General features: G+C 68.1%; 14 protein-coding genes and 1 pseudogene. 9 read left to right on the forward strand and 6 right to left on the reverse strand.

The features are described 5' to 3' along the window. The first annotated feature begins 2 nt into the window (after positions 1–2). Positions 3–1,634: a hypothetical protein gene (locus ACFV0G_RS01915; RefSeq protein ID WP_380539990.1), complete on the forward strand. Its 1,632-nt coding sequence runs from the start codon at positions 3–5 to the stop codon at positions 1,632–1,634. 406 nt (positions 1,635–2,040) lie between these two features. On the opposite strand, the gene ACFV0G_RS01920 is transcribed toward ACFV0G_RS01915, so the two are convergent. After that, a complete protein-coding gene (locus ACFV0G_RS01920) occupies positions 2,041–2,475 on the reverse strand; it encodes a helicase associated domain-containing protein (protein ID WP_380539993.1) in 435 nt (144 codons plus the stop codon). A gap of 142 nt (positions 2,476–2,617) precedes the next feature. Here ACFV0G_RS01920 and ACFV0G_RS01925 point away from each other — a divergent pair, with 142 nt between their 5' ends. After that, positions 2,618–4,195: an ISL3 family transposase gene (locus ACFV0G_RS01925; protein ID WP_380539996.1), complete on the forward strand. Its 1,578-nt coding sequence runs from the start codon at positions 2,618–2,620 to the stop codon at positions 4,193–4,195. A 15-nt stretch (positions 4,196–4,210) separates the two neighbouring features. Here ACFV0G_RS01925 and ACFV0G_RS01930 read toward each other — a convergent pair whose 3' ends face one another. After that, positions 4,211–4,606, reverse strand: coding sequence for a hypothetical protein (locus ACFV0G_RS01930; protein ID WP_380539999.1), 396 nt, complete (start codon positions 4,604–4,606; stop codon positions 4,211–4,213). 42 nt (positions 4,607–4,648) lie between these two features. Then, positions 4,649–5,740 carry an IS630 family transposase gene (locus tag ACFV0G_RS01935; RefSeq protein ID WP_380540002.1) on the reverse strand — a complete coding sequence of 364 codons (1,092 nt, stop codon included), beginning with the start codon at positions 5,738–5,740 and terminating at the stop codon, positions 4,649–4,651. A 147-nt stretch (positions 5,741–5,887) separates the two neighbouring features. Between ACFV0G_RS01935 and ACFV0G_RS01940 the strand changes: the two genes are divergently transcribed. Next, positions 5,888–6,100 carry a hypothetical protein gene (locus tag ACFV0G_RS01940; protein ID WP_380540005.1) on the forward strand — a complete coding sequence of 71 codons (213 nt, stop codon included), beginning with the start codon at positions 5,888–5,890 and terminating at the stop codon, positions 6,098–6,100. 1,273 nt (positions 6,101–7,373) lie between these two features. On the opposite strand, the gene ACFV0G_RS01945 is transcribed toward ACFV0G_RS01940, so the two are convergent. Further along, positions 7,374–8,162, reverse strand: coding sequence for a hypothetical protein (locus ACFV0G_RS01945; RefSeq protein ID WP_380540008.1), 789 nt, complete (start codon positions 8,160–8,162; stop codon positions 7,374–7,376). A gap of 575 nt (positions 8,163–8,737) precedes the next feature. On the opposite strand from ACFV0G_RS01945, the gene ACFV0G_RS01950 reads away from it, so the two are divergent. The 4 genes from ACFV0G_RS01950 to ACFV0G_RS01965 all read left to right on the forward strand — a co-directional run bounded on the left by ACFV0G_RS01950 (position 8,738) and on the right by ACFV0G_RS01965 (position 12,045). After that, positions 8,738–9,049 carry a hypothetical protein gene (locus ACFV0G_RS01950; protein ID WP_380540011.1) on the forward strand — a complete coding sequence of 104 codons (312 nt, stop codon included), beginning with the start codon at positions 8,738–8,740 and terminating at the stop codon, positions 9,047–9,049. Between the two features lie 56 nt (positions 9,050–9,105). Continuing rightward, on the forward strand, positions 9,106–9,324 hold the full coding sequence (locus tag ACFV0G_RS01955) for a hypothetical protein (protein ID WP_380540014.1): 219 nt from the start codon (positions 9,106–9,108) through the stop codon (positions 9,322–9,324). 1,002 nt (positions 9,325–10,326) lie between these two features. Continuing rightward, complete coding sequence (locus ACFV0G_RS01960) at positions 10,327–11,076, forward strand: hypothetical protein (RefSeq protein WP_380540017.1); 750 nt, start codon at positions 10,327–10,329, stop codon at positions 11,074–11,076. 84 nt (positions 11,077–11,160) lie between these two features. Beyond that, entirely contained in the window at positions 11,161–12,045 is an 885-nt protein-coding gene (locus ACFV0G_RS01965) for a peptidase inhibitor family I36 protein (protein ID WP_380540020.1), read from the forward strand. A 514-nt stretch (positions 12,046–12,559) separates the two neighbouring features. Here the strand turns inward: ACFV0G_RS01965 and ACFV0G_RS01970 are convergent. Beyond that, positions 12,560–12,916, reverse strand: a complete 357-nt coding sequence (locus tag ACFV0G_RS01970) for an aegerolysin family protein (RefSeq protein ID WP_380540023.1) — start codon at positions 12,914–12,916, stop codon at positions 12,560–12,562. A gap of 962 nt (positions 12,917–13,878) precedes the next feature. Here ACFV0G_RS01970 and ACFV0G_RS01975 point away from each other — a divergent pair. Continuing rightward, positions 13,879–14,535, forward strand: coding sequence for a hypothetical protein (locus tag ACFV0G_RS01975; protein ID WP_380540027.1), 657 nt, complete (start codon positions 13,879–13,881; stop codon positions 14,533–14,535). Positions 14,536–15,623: 1,088 nt separating this feature from the next. Here ACFV0G_RS01975 and ACFV0G_RS01980 read toward each other — a convergent pair. Further along, positions 15,624–16,425, reverse strand: a pseudogene (locus tag ACFV0G_RS01980) (helix-turn-helix domain-containing protein); the annotation flags it as partial. 386 nt (positions 16,426–16,811) lie between these two features. On the opposite strand from ACFV0G_RS01980, the gene ACFV0G_RS01985 reads away from it, so the two are divergent. Further along, positions 16,812–17,768: a hypothetical protein gene (locus ACFV0G_RS01985; protein ID WP_380540030.1), complete on the forward strand. Its 957-nt coding sequence runs from the start codon at positions 16,812–16,814 to the stop codon at positions 17,766–17,768. Positions 17,769–17,812 lie beyond the last annotated feature (44 nt).

A 17,812-nucleotide genomic window follows, 5' to 3' on the forward strand; every position in this document is an offset into this window, starting at 1 on the left:
ACGTGAGCACCCAGGCAGCCGGCGCCGAGCTGTGGTACGAGCTGCCCGGCGTCGAACGCGGCACGGTGATCGGTACGGCCGAGGTCACCGCCGATGGAACCGGGCCGCGCACCTACGCCGCGGTGGTGAGCGGAGAACCCGTACGCGTGCCGCTGCCCGCCTCGCTCAGCTACAGCGTCTACGGCAGGCTGACCAACGGCGAGCGGCTTTCCGGCTATGCCGAAGCGGACGGCACGGACCGCTGGATACCCGTACCGCTGGCCGTGCCACCGAGCCCCAGGCCAGCGACCGCTCCCCCACGACGCGGCTTCCCCGACGCCCCGTGGGCGGCTGGATGGACCTGGGGCGAAGGGGCGTCCGGCTTCGTGCCGACCCATCTCCTGGCTCGATACGATCACCCCGAAGCCGGTACCTTCCTGTCCGCCGGTCTGAGCGAGCGCACCAACCTGGTTCAGGTGAGCCCCGGCGGAGGCCCGGCCAGTTTCATCGTGCTCCCGGGCGACACGCCGCTGCGGGTCGCCGAGAACCGTCTCGAACCCGAACCGGGACCGGCCGTGACGCTACTCGACTGCCTGCACCGGGCCGACCTGTCGGCCGCCTGGGCCGTGGCGGCCCTGGCATGCCGCGTCCACAAGACGATCGACCCCCGGTCGCAGGTTCTGCTCCGTCTTGCCTTCGGCTACTACCTGCTCGACACCGACGACGACCGACTCGCCCAGGTGGCCGCGGCGCTCACGTACCGCTATCCCTGGTCCGCCGACGCCCATCTGCTGTCGGCCCACGCGCTGTCCCGGCGTCCTGACGGCCACGACCAGGAGGTTGCCAAGCATCTGGAGACGGCGGTCGCCTGCGGGCTTCCGGCGATCACACGCGGGCTGCAACTACTCAATGACAGCCTCGACCTGGTCATCACAGCAGCAGGGGATGCCGACGAGCACCCGGTGCGGCGGTACGCGGTCTACGCCCGAACCGACACGGTCCTGACCACGTTCTGGGGCGAGTCTCCGGACGCGCCGAGGGGTGCGCCGATCCTGGTCGAGCGCCCCCAGCACTTCTTGCCGCTCGCAGAAGAAGACGATCCGGCCGGGTTGCCCGGCGCCATCGCCGCCCCGGTCAGAATATTGATTCGAACGTCGTTCGAATCACCCACCTCCGAGCGCGACTTCCTCAGCCTCCAGTTGTCGCTGGAGGAAAGCCTGCGGCTAGCCTCCCGCCTCTCGCTGGCCCGGACCGAGTCCGAGGTAACCCGGCTGGCCCCTCGACTCACCGAAGCATTGCACCGGTGCGAGCGGCCCGCCGCCGCCTTGGCCATCCGCAGGCTGTACGACCGCTCCGTCGGGCTGGTCGTCTCTTTGAACGAGCGCCGAGAGGCGTCCAAGCAGACCGTCTCGGCGATCCAGGACGCCTGTCACGCACTGCGGGAGCATGCCGACGCCGTCAGCCAGGCCCGTGCCGTGGAGCAGGCCCAGGCGGCGATCGCTGCCGCCGCCGACTACACGGCCATGCTCGCGGCCGATGTCCGCGATACGGTGACCGCCCTGCGGAACGCACGCAACGACCATGCGGCTACCGATCCGCCCGTACCCACCGGGGCGGCGGTAGGCGTGGATGTCACGGAGATGTCGCTGGACTGAGCGGGCCCGCCTGTGCTGGCTGCGCGAGCAGGGTGCTGGCCGAGGAACTGGTGCTGCTCCAGTCCGGGAAGCAAGGGCTGGTTCCTGACCGGACACGGCACGAGGATCGCTGGCGTGTTCCCCAAGCTGGCGGACATCCCCGCGCCCAAACTTCCCGCGGATGCCGTCGTTGCCGGACCAGCGCAGCCACATCGAGCCTCGCACCAGCGAGGAGCCGGGGATCGGGTGGCCTAGGTCCCGGTCGGCGGACGCGGGACCGCTGCTACACAGAGCCGGCTCCAGCCACCCAGACGAGGCCGCGGGGTCCGGTCGGGGTGGGTAGTGTCGGTCATCGCGCGGTGCCTCCGGAAGTCCGGGCGGCCATTCCGGCCTGGAGGAGCCGGGACGGCGGGGTGTGCGGGCCTGGTCAGCCGGTTACGGTCTCGGTGTGCCGGTGGAGCACGTCCGGGAGCGCGGCCTGGTGGTCGGTCAGCTTGCCCTCGGTGCGGGCCTTGTCCTGCTTGCGCAGCCAGGTACCGGGGCGGAAGGTCGGGTCCGCTTCGCCGCCGGTGCGGTTGGCGGGGCCGTCGAGGGTTCCGCCGGCGGCGAGGTAGGCAAGCAGGCGGCGGTAGGAGCGGTTCCAGTCCGGCTCCAGGCGCCACAGCTCGTCCAATGCGTCGAGCTTGGTGACCTGGTCGCCGGTGAGGCCCGCGGCCTTGCGCTGGCGGCGCATCCACGCGCCGACCGCGTAGTCGTCCAGCTTCGCGGTCGCCGGGATCGCGAGGTGGCCGTGCCGGCGGTGGAACGCCGCGGCGTACGCGTGGCCGCGTTCCCAGGCGTTGGCGTTCTTCGACCAGATCATGCCGAGCGCGTCCAGCTCCGAGTGTCAGCGGTCACGCAATTCGGCTCTGGCGAAGATCTTGTGATCGGGCCCGTGGGGTCGGAGGGGTCTGACACGATGTCAGGCGTGCAGTTCGCGGAACCTTGAGACGGTTCTTCCTCATTTGACCGGTGTTGTAGTCGAGTTCGTCCAGCAGTCGACGGCCCAGATCGTCCTGCACGCCCACGCGCGGGCGGCCAGAGCAATATGTCCGCACTGCTCCAGGCTGTCGGGGCGAGTGCATGGGCGGTACGTCCGGCGGCTGGCTGACGCGGCGATCGGCGGCAGAGCCGTGGTCGTTGAGCTGCTCGTGCGCCGCTTCCGCTGCCTGAACACCGCCTGCTCAGCAGTGACGTTCGCCGAGCAGATCGAGGGGCTCACCGTGCCGCATGCCCGCAAGACCCCGCTGCTGCGATCGGTGCTGCTGCCCATCGCGTGCACGCTCGCCGGCCGACCCGGCGCCCGCCTGGCCGCGATGCTGGGCATGCGCGCCGCGAAGGACACCTTGCTGCACCTGCTTCGCACCGTGCCCGATCCTCCCCAGGCTCCGGTTCGGGTACTGGGCGTGGACGATTTTGCGTTGCGCAAGGGCGACACGTACGCCACCGTTCTGGTGGACCTGGAGGCCCGCCGGCCGGTCGACGTGCTGCCGGGGAGGGAGGCCGAACCGCTGGCCGCCTGGCTGGCCGGGCATCCGGAGGTGGAGATAATCTGCCGGGACCGGGCCGGGGCCTACGCCGAAGGCGCCAGGACCGGCGCCCCGCAAGCCGTCCAGGTCGCTGACGGGTGGCACCTGTGGCGGAACGTCGCCGAGGCGGTGGAAAAGACCGTTGGGTCGCACCATGGCCGCATCCGGTCCGCGTTCGCGGCAGGTCCGGCCGCCGAGCTGGGCGCGGCGCGCGACGCGACGCAGCCCGTCGACCCTCCCGACGGGGCACGCGACTGTCTCGGCCGCCCGCGGCGCGTGGTCGCCCGCACCAAGGAACGCTACGCGGCGGTGCAGGAACGCCTGGCCGACGGCAAGTCCCTTGCTGCGATCGGCCGGGAACTGCGGCTGGACCACTCCACCGTCCGCCGCTCCGCCCGCGCCGACAGCATCGACGAACTGCTGGTCAAGGCGGCCAACCGGCAGTCCATCCTCGACGAGTACAAGCCTCACCTGCACCAACGCTGGAACGAGGGCTGTCACGACATCCCCCGCCTCCACCGCGAAATCCAAGAACTCGGTTTCCCGGGAGACATCCAAACTGTCCGCCGCTACCTCCGCCCCGCGAAGAAGCGCGGGCTTCCCGTGGCACCGAGGCCCGCCCCGCGACCCCGCCGCGTGGTCCGCTGGATCATGACCAACCCAGACCGGCTCCCTGCCGGCGACGCCCAGGAGCTCAAGGAGATCCGGGCCGCCTGCCCGCACCTGGATGCGGCAGCCCGGCACGTCCGAGACTTCGCCACCATGCTGCACGACCGACGCGGCGACCTGCTGCCCGACTGGATGAACTGTGTCCTCTCCGACGACCTTCCTGCACTGCACTCCCTGGTCACCGGCCTTCGCCGGGACCAGGCCGCCGTCACCGCCGGCCTGTCCAGTTCCTGGAGTTCGGGGCAGGTGGAGGGCCAGGTCACGAGAATCAAGCTGATCAAGCGCAAGGGCTACGGCCGCGCCAACCTCGACCTACTCCGCAAGCGGATACTTCTCACGGTCTGACTCTGGCGATGACGCCTACTGAAGCTTCGGGCCTACCGAAATATCGACGGCTACGGCGTTCCAGCCGGGCTCATTCACGGCCACTCGGACCCATCGTCTGCCCTGTTCGCCGATGAGTTTCACGAAGCGGGTCTCGCCCATGACGTCACCGATGACGAGCCGTCCGTCGGTCAACGCGAGCGGCCCGTCGAAGACCGTAACGAAGGAGTCGTCCGGCCCGGCTCCCTCGTCGATCGGCTCGGCGAAGACCCGAACCTTGATGAGCTGCACCTGAGCCTTTACGCGCACTGCAACATGGGTGTCGCAGGAGACCGCCGGTTCCTCCTCCAGACTCAAGACCGGCAGCCAGTCAGTTGATCCCAGCGCCAGGACGGGGTGATTCACGTAGACATCGACGCCAGCGATCTGCATACTCGGCCCTTCTCCGGTCGTCCTTCGCGAGTCGCAGAGATGCTAGTGTTCTGAGTCAGGAATTCTCTTCAGATATCCGGCCAGGCGATCGAGGATCTGGTCGGCGGTCTTGGTCCAGACGTAGGGCTTCGGTTCGGTGTTCCAGGTGGCGATCCAGTCCCGGATGTCGGATTCGAGCGCCTGGACGGACTTGTGGACACCGCGCCGTATCTGCTTGTTCGTCAGCTCGGCGAACCAGCGCTCCACGAGATTCAGCCAGGACGAGCCCGTGGGGGTGAAGTGCAGGTGGAAGCGGGGATGCGCGACCAGCCACGTCTTGATCGCCGGGGTTTTATGGGTGGCGTAGTTGTCCAGGACCAGGTGCACGTCCAGGCTGGCCGGGACCTCCTTGTCGAGCTTGACCAGGAACTTCTTGAACTCCTCGGCGCGGTGCCGCCGGTGCAGGGATCCGATCACCTTGCCGGTGGCGACCTCGAGTGCGGCGAACAGGGTGGTGGTGCCGTGCCGGACGTAGTCGGCAGTCATGCGCTGCGGTACGCCCGGCATCATCGGAAGCACGGGCTGGGAGCGGTCGAGCGCCTGGATCTGGGACTTCTCGTCCACGCAGAACACCAGGGCCCGCTCCGGCGGGTCCAGGTACAGGCCCACCACATCGTGGACCTTGTCGACGAAGTACGGATCGGTGGAGAGCTTGAACTTCTCGGCGCGATGGGGTTGCAGGCCGAACGCCCGCCAGATCCTGGAGACCGTCGACTGCGACAGGCCCGTCTCCTCCGCCATCGCCCGGGTCGACCAGTGCGTGGCGTTCTTCGGGGCGGACTCCAGGGTCCTGGCGAGCAGCTCGGCGACCCGCTCGTCGGACACCGTGCGCGGCGCTCCGGGCCTGGGCATGTCGCCGAGGCCGGCGATCCGGTGCTCGACGAACCGGGCCCGCCATCGGCCCACCGCCTGCGGCGTGGACCCCAACCGCTCTGCGACATCCTTGTTGGATGCGCCGCCGGCGCACTCCAGGACGATCCGACATCGCAGAGCCCATGCCTGCGGCGTGGACCGGCGACGCACCCACCCCTCAAGGGCGACCCGCTCGTCGTCCGACAGCACCAACTCGGCCTTCGGCCGTCCAGTCCTCGCCACACGATCAGTCTACATTTATCTACAGAACTAAAGACTCAGAACACTAGCCCGAGGTGCCGACAAGCCAGACGTGCGCCACCGAGGCGCATAACCATCCGGGCCGTCTGACTCAAGCCTGATCACAAGACTTCGCCAGAGCCGAATTACGTGACCGTCGACACCCACCTCGACCTGACGCTTCCGGGCGACCACAAGGTCTACAGGTCGCTGGTGCACACCTTCGTCGGCAAGGCCATCGGCCACGTCCCCGCGAACGCCGACGTCTTCTACCGAGCCGCGATCCCCGCGCAGCGCATCGAATCCATCGCCTTCCCCGGCGACCCTTCCTACGACCGGATCCCCGGCCTCCCCACGACCTGACCAGTCGGCACGGCGCAGCACGGGGGCGAGGCGGACAGCGCACGGACGTCCTGGCGGACGTGACGGGGGCGGTCGGGGCCTGGCGGCTCCTTGGTGGGTGGCTGGGGGTGTCGCCTGCGGCGCCACCCGCGGAAAAAGGGTGCGGGGCGCAGTTGGCGGGGGCGGCCTGGCGGCCGCGGTGGTGAGGGCCGGGGCCTGGCGGCCCCCTGGTGGGTGGCTGGGGGCGGGTGCGCCTGCGGCGCCCCCGGTGGGGCGGATTCCGGGAGCGCGGCGCGCCGGGCTGTGCGGGGTGGGCGGAGATACAAGAGGTATCACCGCCCCTGGGGGTGGCACGGGGACGGGGATACGGCGCAGCGCAGGACGGCCGGAGCCGGGGTGGGGCCTGGCGGCCCCTGGTGCGGGGCCCTCCCCGGGCCGGTGACGGGGAGAGAGGGTTCCGGTGGCCCGGGCGGTCTCCGGGGAGAGGCACCAGCAGCAGTGCGCACCGTGGCCGGTGGGCAACGACGCGGGCATCGGCGGCGGAGTCCCCGGTCCCCCTGGAACGGCATCGAAGCGTCGCGTGCGACGGCCGACCGCCGACCGGTACACGGGGGTGGGGAAACGGGCGGCTCCGGCTGCGTCCGACGGTCGGCCGGGGCTCGCAGGACCAGACGCGGCAACGGACACCGGGACGCAGCGGCAAGCGGCCGGGGCCGGCGGTGAGGAGCGTGCCGCGGGCGCCCCGGGACGGGCGCAGCAGCGGGCGGCCCAGGGTACGGCGGGACCGGCTGCCAGGGACGGTACCGGCGCGTGGACGACGGTGCCGGACAGGGCGGTTGCACAGCTAGGATGCCGCCCCGGGCCCGGCCGTCCGGGCCCCACCACGCGCCGGAAAACCGGGCAGTGACCGGCATCGTGACGCCCCACCAGCAACCGGCCGGCACACGGTCCACTCCCTCTCCCTGTGGGCCCACGAACAACAGCGACGGCACAGAATCAGGACCAGGCCCGGGCCGCCGACCACCGCGTACCGGGACAACGGGGGCGCAGCAGCGGGCGCCCGAAGGTGCGGCGTGCCGGAGCGCTCCGGGCAGGACAGCCGCGGCAGCACCAGGCGCAGCCCACGACACCGCCCGCGCCGGGGACGACGGCATCCAGGGAACCCGCCAAGACCCCGCTGCAGCACCCCGGAGAGAAACGACGCCGGAGTCGGTCCGGGCACAGCACCGGGGCCGCCTGGAGGCGGGGAACAGCGGCGCGTCCGACAGCACCGGCCGGTCCCCGGACACCGGCTTCAGTCCTCTTCGTAGTACTGGGCGTCCACCTCTGCTTCGAAGGCCTGCTGCTCGGCCTGCCGCATGAGGGACACCAACAACATGATCGCGACAATGCTGTGCCCGGTGTTGAGGTGCTCCAGGGGGAGGCGGTGCAGAACAGCGTGTCGCGAGAGGGTCTCGGGGATCGGATTGTTCTTCTCTGGGAAGTACTGGGTGAACAATGGCTCGATCGGTGCGAGAGCAATCTGCCTGTCGACCAGCCACGGCTTCTTGAGCAGCGGGCGGCTGGCTGCTGTGGTCAAGCCCTTGCACTTCTGCGACCGGTCAACCCTGGCCACGGCGAACATGACGTCCTCCGCTGCGGCCAGCGCCAGACAGGCTGCAGCTTGTCGATGTCCGTCGTCCCAGGCTGCCAGAACGTGGCGGCCGACTTCCGGCCCAGTCTCGACCCACGACGACGTGCACTCGTCCATCAGCGCGTGGCAGTGAGCGCGGACCTCGTCCTCAGCTGCCTCCAGGACGGATAGTTTCGCCTGATGACTGGGGCCGGCATCCACCAGATCGCGTAGCACCCTTGCCGGGGGTGTCCACGCCACTGGTATGCCGTGCTTGTTGGCAAGGCTGTACAGCTCTTCTCTCGTTGCCCCGGCTCCCCACCAATTCTCGTATCGCATCGCCGTGTAGAAGAACGGCATGTGTGCGGGTCCGTCTCGGCGCTCGTCGTAGGTGTCCCAAGCCAGCGCAGCAGCCTGAAGTTCTGCGGTGCTGGCCACGCCCTTGCCAGCAAGTGGATCGGTGAACGTCATCCACCTATCCTGCCGGACTACTTGTCAGATCTAGCCCTCCAACGCCGAACGGCCCCTGCTGGCACTGTCTCCGCCTGGTCCGGGAGTACGTGGAAATCCCTCCGGGAGTGGCGATCGACCGGCTCGACGTACAGCGGGCCCGGCTGGCGAAGGCCGCCGGCGGCTGGTTCCGCAAAGCCGGCCCAGGACACTACGAAATCGTGACCACGACCCCCGGCCACCCCGGGAAGAGCCAGACGGAAAGTAGTCCACAGGGGCCGGGCCCGAGAACGCGGGGCCACTCGGAGCGGCGGGAAGGCGCAACCGGGGCGCAGCTGGGGCGCCCGGCAACGGGGTCACCGGGTCGACAGCCGGGCCCGATCGCGGCCGCAGCAGCGGGAAGGCTTCCGTCGGGTTGTAGCCCGCCGTCGGTCGGCCTCCCGCCGCCGGGCACACCCCTTGTAGGTGGCCCTGCCCCGGGCACTCCACGCACCGTTTCCAAGATTTTTTCAACGGGTGTCAGCGGCCGAGCCGGCCACAGGGTCGCCGGGTTTGGCACCGGCCCCGCCCGGGAAGGTGCCCGGGCGGGGCCCGGGGTGTGTACGGCCCCAGGGCGGATCCGGGCCATCCCCGAAGCCGGCTTCGACAACCAGCCCTACCCCTTCGGCACCCACCGCGAGCAGGTGAGGCTCCACGTGGAAACCGCCCAGGCGGCCATCACGACCTGGCTGGCATGCCAGTACGAAGGCGGCCTCGAAGAACTCGTCGCACCAGAAGTCACCGAGGAGACTCTGGCCAGCATCCGGGCAGAGAACCCCCACCAGAACGAGGTATGGCCGCCCTCCATGGACTACCTGCGCCACCTGCTCATCGACCTACGCGTCCAGGCGTCCTGGGCGCAGCCCTGAGCCGCTTCAGCATCGGCATCGGCGGCCTCGCCGACCGCTACCCCACCGTCCACTCCGTGGCATTTCTCCAGCTGTACAACCATCTCGCCGAAGGCGCCGCCGTGCGCACATGCGCCAACCACAACTGCGGCCGCGACTTCGTCCGCCAACGCGGCCGCGCCAACTACGGCCAGCACCGCACCACCGGCGTCAAGTACTGCTCCCGCGAATGCGCCCGCGCCCAAGCCCAACGCGACCTCCGCCGACGCCGCCGCACCACCGAACCCACCACCTGACAACGCAGCCGACAACGCACAACCCCACACGCCACGGCCTGCTGCCGGTTGGCCAGGGCGGCCGGTCCGGCGCCGGTGACGACCAGGGCGACGGGAGGGTAGCCGGGGCGGGTGTGGCCGAGCCAGGTGCGGCGCCACCAGTGCACCGTCCGGTCAGCCGGCTCCTGGTCGGCGAGGGCCGGGTCGTTGTCGCGGACCTTGGTACGGAACAGCTCGCGGCACCGGGGGAACGTCGTGGCGACGTCGGCCGGGGCCATGGTGGAACGGCCGACCTCGACCATCAGCACCGGCACCCCGATCTCCGGGGCCTGCCACACGCCGTCCGGGCGCACCGTGCGCTTGCCGCCCGGAAGCAGGAACTCGGTCTCGGCCGACCGGGACCGCACCGTGCCCGCCCCGCCCGCAGCCCGAGCGCGCCGCCACCAAGGAGGGATGGCGGGCGCGACGCCGTCTCAGGCCTGCGCGAGGGCGAGGCGTCGGTGGGCGAGGAGTTCGGTGAGGATCAGGCTCTCGGGCTGGCCAACCCAGACGTACCGAGGGCCGGGCCGGTGTCGTGCGCGCTGCCAGGCCCGAAGTCGGCGTACAGCGCGCAGCAGGCCTACGCAGCTTGGACGAAGAGAGTGAGACGGTCGAGGCGGCCGGGCTCGGTGACGAGCCATCCGTGCCGACTCGGCGACGCAGAGGACAGTCGGTTAGCGGCTCGGCCACCGTCGGCCCCTGCGTCCGCAAGACGGCAGCGCGTGTTCCGACGCCCCGACGGCGGCTCAACCTCCGCTCGCAGTTGGGGTGGAGGTAAGGACCGCGTCACCGATCCTGATGGCCAAGGCCCCAGTTTCGATTCGCGCCAGGATGTGCTTCTCTGGTAGAGGACGGCGATATGAAGAAGCCGAAACCGCCCTCAACGGTGAAGATCTGCAAACTTTCGATCAGCCCTGTGTGGATGCCCGGGGATGGTTCAACCCACTTTGCCTTCAACTGTTGCTCCCTGGAGGAGCTATGAGTGTGGAACCGAAGAGCAACAATGCGTTGGAGTTGCTCACAGCCATTGTGAATGGTGATGCCGAAATGGAAGACGGCATCGCAGAACTCAAGCGAGAGGGTGTCTCCTCCCTTGAGGAAGCCCTACAGGTTCTCAAAGACGAAGCGGCGCAGACTAAGGGGTCGGCAGACGCCGCTGCATGGCCAGACTTTGCGAGTATGCGACGTAAGGCCCCTCCATCAGTGGTCGCGAACATCAAACATGTGATTCCAGAGGTGCCGTTCGTTCTCGACGGCACTCTCTACGACCCTTCGGACATCGAGCGCTTCAACGGCCAGGAGCTACACTTCTTCACATCACCAGGCAAAGAACACATGCTGGTCGTAGATGATCGAGATCTCATGGCCGATTGGCTACAGTTCGAGTACTTTCAGAGGTACCGCGACATTTCCAGCCCTCCGCTGAAATATCGAATGAGCCCTGGTGCCATTTTCTGGGAACACGACGACCTAAATGGATTGGCCATAGGCCTGGGGCCGAATCTGGGATATTGGCGCCTGTCAGAGGTGTCGTTGGGCCTGTTCACGGGCGACTGGAACGACAGAATCTCCTCTTTCGAGATGTGGACGGTCGGCGTGGTCCAATTGTCTGATGCGAAGAACTTCGAGGGACCGTTCTTCTACCACGTCATACCGCCAGGAGGGTATGGCAGCGTCCCTAGCCTGAGGCCCTACGGATGGAATGACCGCACTTCCTCCTGCGGAGACTGGTAGCAAGATTACTGGATGGACAGCGCATCTGCGCGGGAGGAATGAGCCATGACGGCTCCAAGGATTGACAGAAGGACCCGGGCCGAGTTGGACCGGATGCTTTCGAATCAAGCCCTCGCTGCGAATGTGACGGAGGATGATGTCCTCTCACTCCTGGAAAGCGAAGGTGTATCCACCCTGCGCGACCTGGTTGCCAGGACCCTTGAACGGAAGCGGTCCGTGCTCGCAGAGGGGGACGGGCAGGTGAGGCTACCGCCGCTTGCCTTCTCCTCAAGGAGATCAGAGGAGGAGAAGTCGATTACTCATTCAGCGCCGCATATGGCCCTGAATGTTGATGGTGAAGATTATGAACCGACCGACATCACCCGGTTCAATGGGCGGCCACTTCACTACCTCTTCGACCAGGCGGCGACCGACGGGCCGAGACTATATGCTTTTACGGATGAAACTCCCCTTGTCGCGCTTCGGGGTATTAGCTACGCGACACGCCATCTGACGGATACAGAACGCCATCTGAGGCCGAGCCTCCAAAATATCGATCCTCGCCCCCCGAGGCCCCTGGATTGGGGCGTTCCCCCCACGGGCGGGCCCCCTATCTGGTACGACCAAGGTCCGCAATCTGGATCGAATGGAGGCCCTAAACCCACTCCAAACCATCACGACACCGTCCAGCTGTTTTCGGACGTGAATTACCAGGGCGACTGGTTCTGGATGGGCGCAGGTTATGCAAACTACCGACTTAGCCGGCTCCCTCGCAACACCGTCTTGTTCACGAGCGACGACTGGAACGATGTCATCAGCTCGATCAGCGGGACTAACTGTCTGGTCACTTACTGGGATGACATGAATTATGGGGGGAGTTCGTTTACTCCCACCAATACGGGGACCGGCCAGGTCGCCATACCTGATCTAGGTCCAGCAGGCTGGAATGACCGTATCTCCTCGTTGGCGAACTACGGTCTGGTTATCTGATCGTCCGCGAGGGTCGGGCTGTCGTCGCGGAACAGCTCGCGGTGGGCACCAAGCTTCGCCGCCGCCCTGGACCGGGTCGAGCGGTCGATTCCGACCATCAACACCGGCACCCCGATGTCCCGGGACGGCACCAACGCCGCCACTGGCTCCCGACGGGACGGCGCCTTCAGCCAAGCAGACCGCGTACGGGAGGTCCGAGACGGCTGCGGGAGCCGGGCCGGGCAGACGAGACCTGTTCGCCGCACAGTGCGAGGGCCGTGGTGCGGGTGCGCTGCGCCAGCTCATGACCCGCGGCGCAGCGGGGCTGGAGGGTGATGATCAGCATGGTTATCCACTCAAAAACGCATTCGGCAGGTCCGGCAGGGCGGGGTGCAGGCGACCCAACGAGGCTCCCCAGCGGAATAGTTGAGACTTCAGAAAACTCGCTCACCCGCTGGGGAGCCTCGCGCGTTCTTCGCTCATACCGAGAGCGCAGCCTTCGGCCAATCGGCGCCCAGTATAAGAATGGCTCAGTCTATTCGGGAGACTCGAAGACCAGCTTGAGCCAGACGTTGTTACCGCTGATGTCTCCGAAAGTCCGGCTGAAGCCAGGCGGGACGTTCACATCGAAGCTGTTCGATCCAACGAAAGGGTTATCCCAGTGGATGTAGAACTCGCCGGCGTCCGACAGGTAGATGGCCCGCCCTTCGGTCCCGGTGGCGAAGCCGTCAGACTCGCTTTCCCAAACGGCCGTTCCGCCCTGGGGAATGAACTCCGGAGGGACGCTCCCGCCGTTCCCACTCCACTGCCCATGCGAAAGCTCGATCGACTTCCGCGTGAGATCAAGTCCGGAGAAGTTTCGAACCTTGATTCCAAATGATCTTTCGGCCATGATTCCTCGTTTCTCGCCAGATTTAGCACAAGGGTGCGATTGCGTTTGCGCCTGCACCCAGGGGATGGTTTGACACCCCTCAAGATCCCTAAAGCTACGTATGCGAAGTTCACCCGGTCGCGGCCGGGCCCGCCGGGGACCGGCACCACAGCGGCGGCTCGAGAGCCAGTCGGCGGCGTTGCCCCGCAGGATCCGTCTGACGATCGCCTGATGGGCCAACGCCACAGGGCAGACGGGGCGAGGGTGACGATGGTCCCGGCGTTGTGTCTGCGCAGTCGTCGACCCCGGCCCCCGCGCGCTGGCTGGTAGCTGCGCCGCGGGCGCCGCAAACCCGGGCCATCAGATAGCTATCCGCGGGTCAGGTCTAGCAATAACGAGCGGAGGCACCGTGGGCAGCTCAGTGTCGGCGCAGCGACACCATCTCGCGCCAACAATCGTGGCTCCACCATCGCTTCGGGCAGCCGTCACCGGGACCTGTCCCATCATCAGCCGTCCGTCCCAGGAAGACCCTACCGTCCGCTTGCGACCGAACCTTCCCCGCACCACCGCTCCACGGCGGACACCTACGACGCCCTCGCCGTCCTCTACGCGAACTCTTCCGCTGGACCGCGCGATGCTCGCCGCGTTCAGCGAGACCGTGCGAGCCGCCGGCCCCGGACACGTCGCCGCGCACGTTGACTTTCTTCCTGGGATGGGAACCGTGACTTCGCCCTGTGGCCGTAGTTGTGCGGACCGGTAGGTGGATTCGCCCCCCGGCGCTGGCGCGCCGTGACCGGCTGGGGCGCGGAGGTGCCGGTCGCCGTGTGGTGAACCGTCGTGACGGGAGTGGACGTAGTTCTAGATGGTGATGACGGAGTGATCGCTCAGGTCCTGTGTCGTTGTAGATCGCCGACAGCAGCAGCCCGAGGGCGTCCCGCTGTCGTGGCGATGCCGATGAGGATCTGGCTAACGAAGGGGTAGACATGCCGACATCCGGTTTCACGGCGGGCATCGTTGACGAGTACGGGATGCCTGCCTGGATCAGTGGACTGGCAAGCCGGGACCCAAACCACACCGTGCATGTCATCCGTGGGCTGCGCCCGACGGTGGCTCTGCTGCTGCTGGGTGCCAGGCCGAATCAGGTCACGCCGTGTGAGTTGCCGGCGGCCCGGCCGACCGATTGGACGTCGCTCGCGCGGGCGGCGATCGGTCCGACGGACAGCGCTGCGGTTCTTTTGTCCGGTCGGGTGGGCGATTGGACGTTCGTCTACGACGACGGGGGTCTGACGTGCTACGGGCCCGGGTTCGAGCCGCCGGCGAGGGCACTCTCGGTGGCGGGCGGTGTGGCGGCGACGAGTACGGTCAGCCTCCATGGCGATACCGATCTCGTCTATGCGGTCGATGGAGAGCTGAAGTTCTTCGTCACCCGGGAATTCGACCCGGCCCGAGACGGCGCCAGGATTCCCGCGGGCCTGCGGGACGCGGTCGATGCCGCGGGCGGAACTGCTGGAGGGGACGGTGCCCGCGGCGGTGAGCGGGACGGCGCGATCAACATGCGGATCCTGAGCAACCTGGCCAACCTGCGGGGCACAGTCGATGACCTCCGTGGCATCCAGCTCTGGGCCGCCCCACTGAACTGACCGCGATCCAATCGGCCGAAGGTCGTCACAGGGTGTTAACTCGTGGCTGCGGCCGTGGTCATCGGGCCTAGGTGGGTAGGTGACCACGGGGCCGGGAACGGGCCGGAAAGGACATACGTGACATGGACGGCGATGGCGACGACGGGCGGTGAGGGAGAGCGGGCGCCGGTCCTTACCGTGTCGCGACCCCGGGCCGCGGGGCCTTGGAGGGCCCGCCTTCCGGGGCGGGCACCGCTCACAGGGCGCGCCGTCCGTGGTTCGGGAGGACGGCCCCCTGCGGTGCTGCGTCTGTGTGTCAGCGGACACGGCAGACTGGCTCTGGCGCGGGTTCCGTGAAAGCCGCCCGGCCCTGCTCGCCGTGAGCACGGCCCGGTCGCGGGGCGCGGCTGGCCGGAAGCGGAAATCGAGAAGGGCCACGGCGGCCCTGGAGCGCGCAAAACGCCTCGTGCCCCAGACCCAAGACCAACGACCCAGACAAGGGGCACAGGGGGGTTGCCGGGATTTCGGGGAACGTTGATTCTGGCCCCTGAGCTGCGGAAACCCGCCCAACATGGTGCTGGTCGGTGGTCGGGGAGCACGACGGGGAAGCCACGGGCCGTCGCGGCTTTCTGCAAGTGTCGCCGACTCGACCCCGCCGGGATTGCGATGCCCTTTTTAGGGGATACGAGACTTTTGGACCACTTGGCAGGAAGCTTGCCGATCTGTGGAGGCTGCCGTGCCGGAGCCAGGGCTGACGCCCGAGGAGATCGCGTTGGTCCGCGAGTACGCGGAGATCCCGCCGGGGGTCGCGATGGACCGCCTGGACGTGCAACGGGCCCGGCTCGCAAAGGCCGTGGGCGGCTGGTTCCGCTGCCGGCCCCGGCCTGTACGAGATCGTCACCGAGAGGCCCGCCCCGGCACGCAGTACCCGGATCTGCCGTAACCCGCCCACCGCGGCCCCCGGGCGCCGACGAAGTCGGACAGTCCGATCCGGCCCCACCAGGTGTTCGGGCGGACGCGGCTGCGCGTGGGCGGGTCACCCAGCAGCGCAGGTTCGCCTCGCAGCGGTACTTCACCCCGTCGGCGTGCACCACTGCGTCGCCCTGGTAGAAGCGCAGGAACTTGGACCTGTTCTTGGTCTTCTTGATGTGGCCGTAGAGCTGGTCCTTGGCGAGGTCGTAGGCGGCGAACAGGTGCCTCACGCCGTGCGGTCGGGTGTAGGTGGCCCGCCTCCGGGGTCTGGGCTCGCGGTCGGGGTCCTTGCCCTTGCCGCCACGTTCGGCCCACTGCCGCCCGGGGTGCGGTTGGAGGTTGAGCGGGCCGAACTCGTCCAGACAGAAGACGACTTCGGGCTCCCCGTCCTCGGCTATGACCTCGCCGTCAGCGATCGCATAGAGGTGCTCGACCCGGGCCTTCTTGGCCGCGTAGTCCGGGTCTCGGGAGGCCTTCCAGATCTTCACGCGTTGAAATGAGACGCCCTCCTCGCGGAGCAGGACCCGAAGGCCCTCGTGGCTGATGTCGTCGACCACCCCCTCGGCGACCAGGAAGTCGGCCAGCTTGGCCAGGCTCCAGGTCGAGAACGGCAGGCCGTGCTCGGCCGGCTTGGACTTGGCGATCTTCTTGATCTCCCGGCGCTCGGCCAGCGTGAACGTCCTCGGCCGCCCGCCTTTGTACTTCGGGTAAAGCGAAGTCGAAGCCGTCGGCGTTGAAGTTGTGGATCACGTCGCGGACCCGGTCCGCGCTGGTGAACGTGACCTCGGCGATCTTCGCCACTGGCGTCCGCTCGGCGGACAGCAGCACCATCTGGGCCCGCCGCCAGGTCACCACCGATCCGGTGCCCCGCCGGACGATCCGCAGCAGCCGTCTGCCCTCGTCGTCATCGATCTCACGGACCTGCACGCGTTCAGCCACGTGATCATTCTGACGGTCCGGTGTCGCCCGGCTCAGCAACCGAGCGACATGTCACGACGGGGCGAACGTTGCCTGATGCGGCACTAGTTCACGGGAATGGACCTCATGCCGAACCGACACGACCCGGTCGCCACGGCGCCGCGGCCGCCGACAACCTCCACGACCAGCCCACCGGGGACAACGCCGCCCGGCCGCAGACCGTCCAGGCCCCGCCACGTCCTCACCCAGGGCGACCCGCAGCCAATCGTCGACGCCTACGAGGCCGGGGCCGCGGCCGGCCAACTCAACAAGGTCAGCCGCCTGCCCACCCCGTCTCCATCGACCTCGGCCGCGGACGACCAGAGAACGGCGTGCGGCCCGGCGCGATCCTGTGGAACGCTCCTCGCATGGTTGAGACTTCAGGCAAGTCGGTGGCCGAGACGGCCCAGGGCGCACACCGTGCCGTCGCCCATCTGGTGAAGCTGCTTAACGATGCCGGCGGCGGCGACATCGAGGTGAACCGGGACTCCCGTGACGCATTCCTGGTTGCCTGGGGATGGTGGGCCCGCGTGATCCGTAGCGGTCATGCCGTCAGCCTCCTGTCGCTGAACAGCGTCGGGCACGAGAGCAGCCCCATCGTGCGCAGCATCGCGGAGCACACGATGCAGTTGGTCTGGCTCGCTGGCTCCGGGAACGAGGCCGTCAAGGCGACGGTGGAGGAGCACGAGGCGAACCGCAAGGCCCTCCTGGAGAGCGTTGTGAAGGCGGAAGCTGAGGGCTGGCAGATCCCCGACGGCACGGACGAGCCGGTGCTGCCGCCGCCTGGTGACGAGCACCCGCTTCGCGCCGAGCTCGGTTTCGAGTCGCTGTGCCGGCTGTTCGACCAGCCCGGCCTGTACGTCATCTACCGGATGCTGTCAGGCTACGCGCACCCCAGCCTGACCAGCTCGGAGACCTACCTGCACCAGAACCCCGAGACCGGTGTGACCGGCATCGCGACCACGCCACAGACCTCGGACGAGGAGACGGTCATCCATGCCGCCTACTGCATGATCCAGGCCACGCGCACCATCGGCGGCCTGTGCAACGACGAGCGTTTCGGGAAGGCCGCGGAGCGCGCCGAGGAACTCCTCGGCCATGTTCCCGACCTACCAGCCCGCGTGCCGGTGGCGGCGCCAGTGGAGAGGGCGGTTCGGCTGCAGTTCACGGTCACCGCGCCGCAGCTGGCCACCGCCGAGAAGCTGGCCGACGTCGTCAGCACGGCTCTCACCTCATCCGGCCTGGTGAAGGTAGGCAAGCCCCAGCTGTCGGAGAAGAGGAAGAGGGTCTTGGTGGACATGACGGAACTCCAGCCCCGCCCGTAGCCGCCCAACGCGACCACGCCCACCCTGCCCCACCCTCGCCCAAC

It is taken from the genome of Kitasatospora sp. NPDC059571, from assembly GCF_042735675.1.
Classification (GTDB): Bacteria; Actinomycetota; Actinomycetes; order Streptomycetales; family Streptomycetaceae; genus Kitasatospora.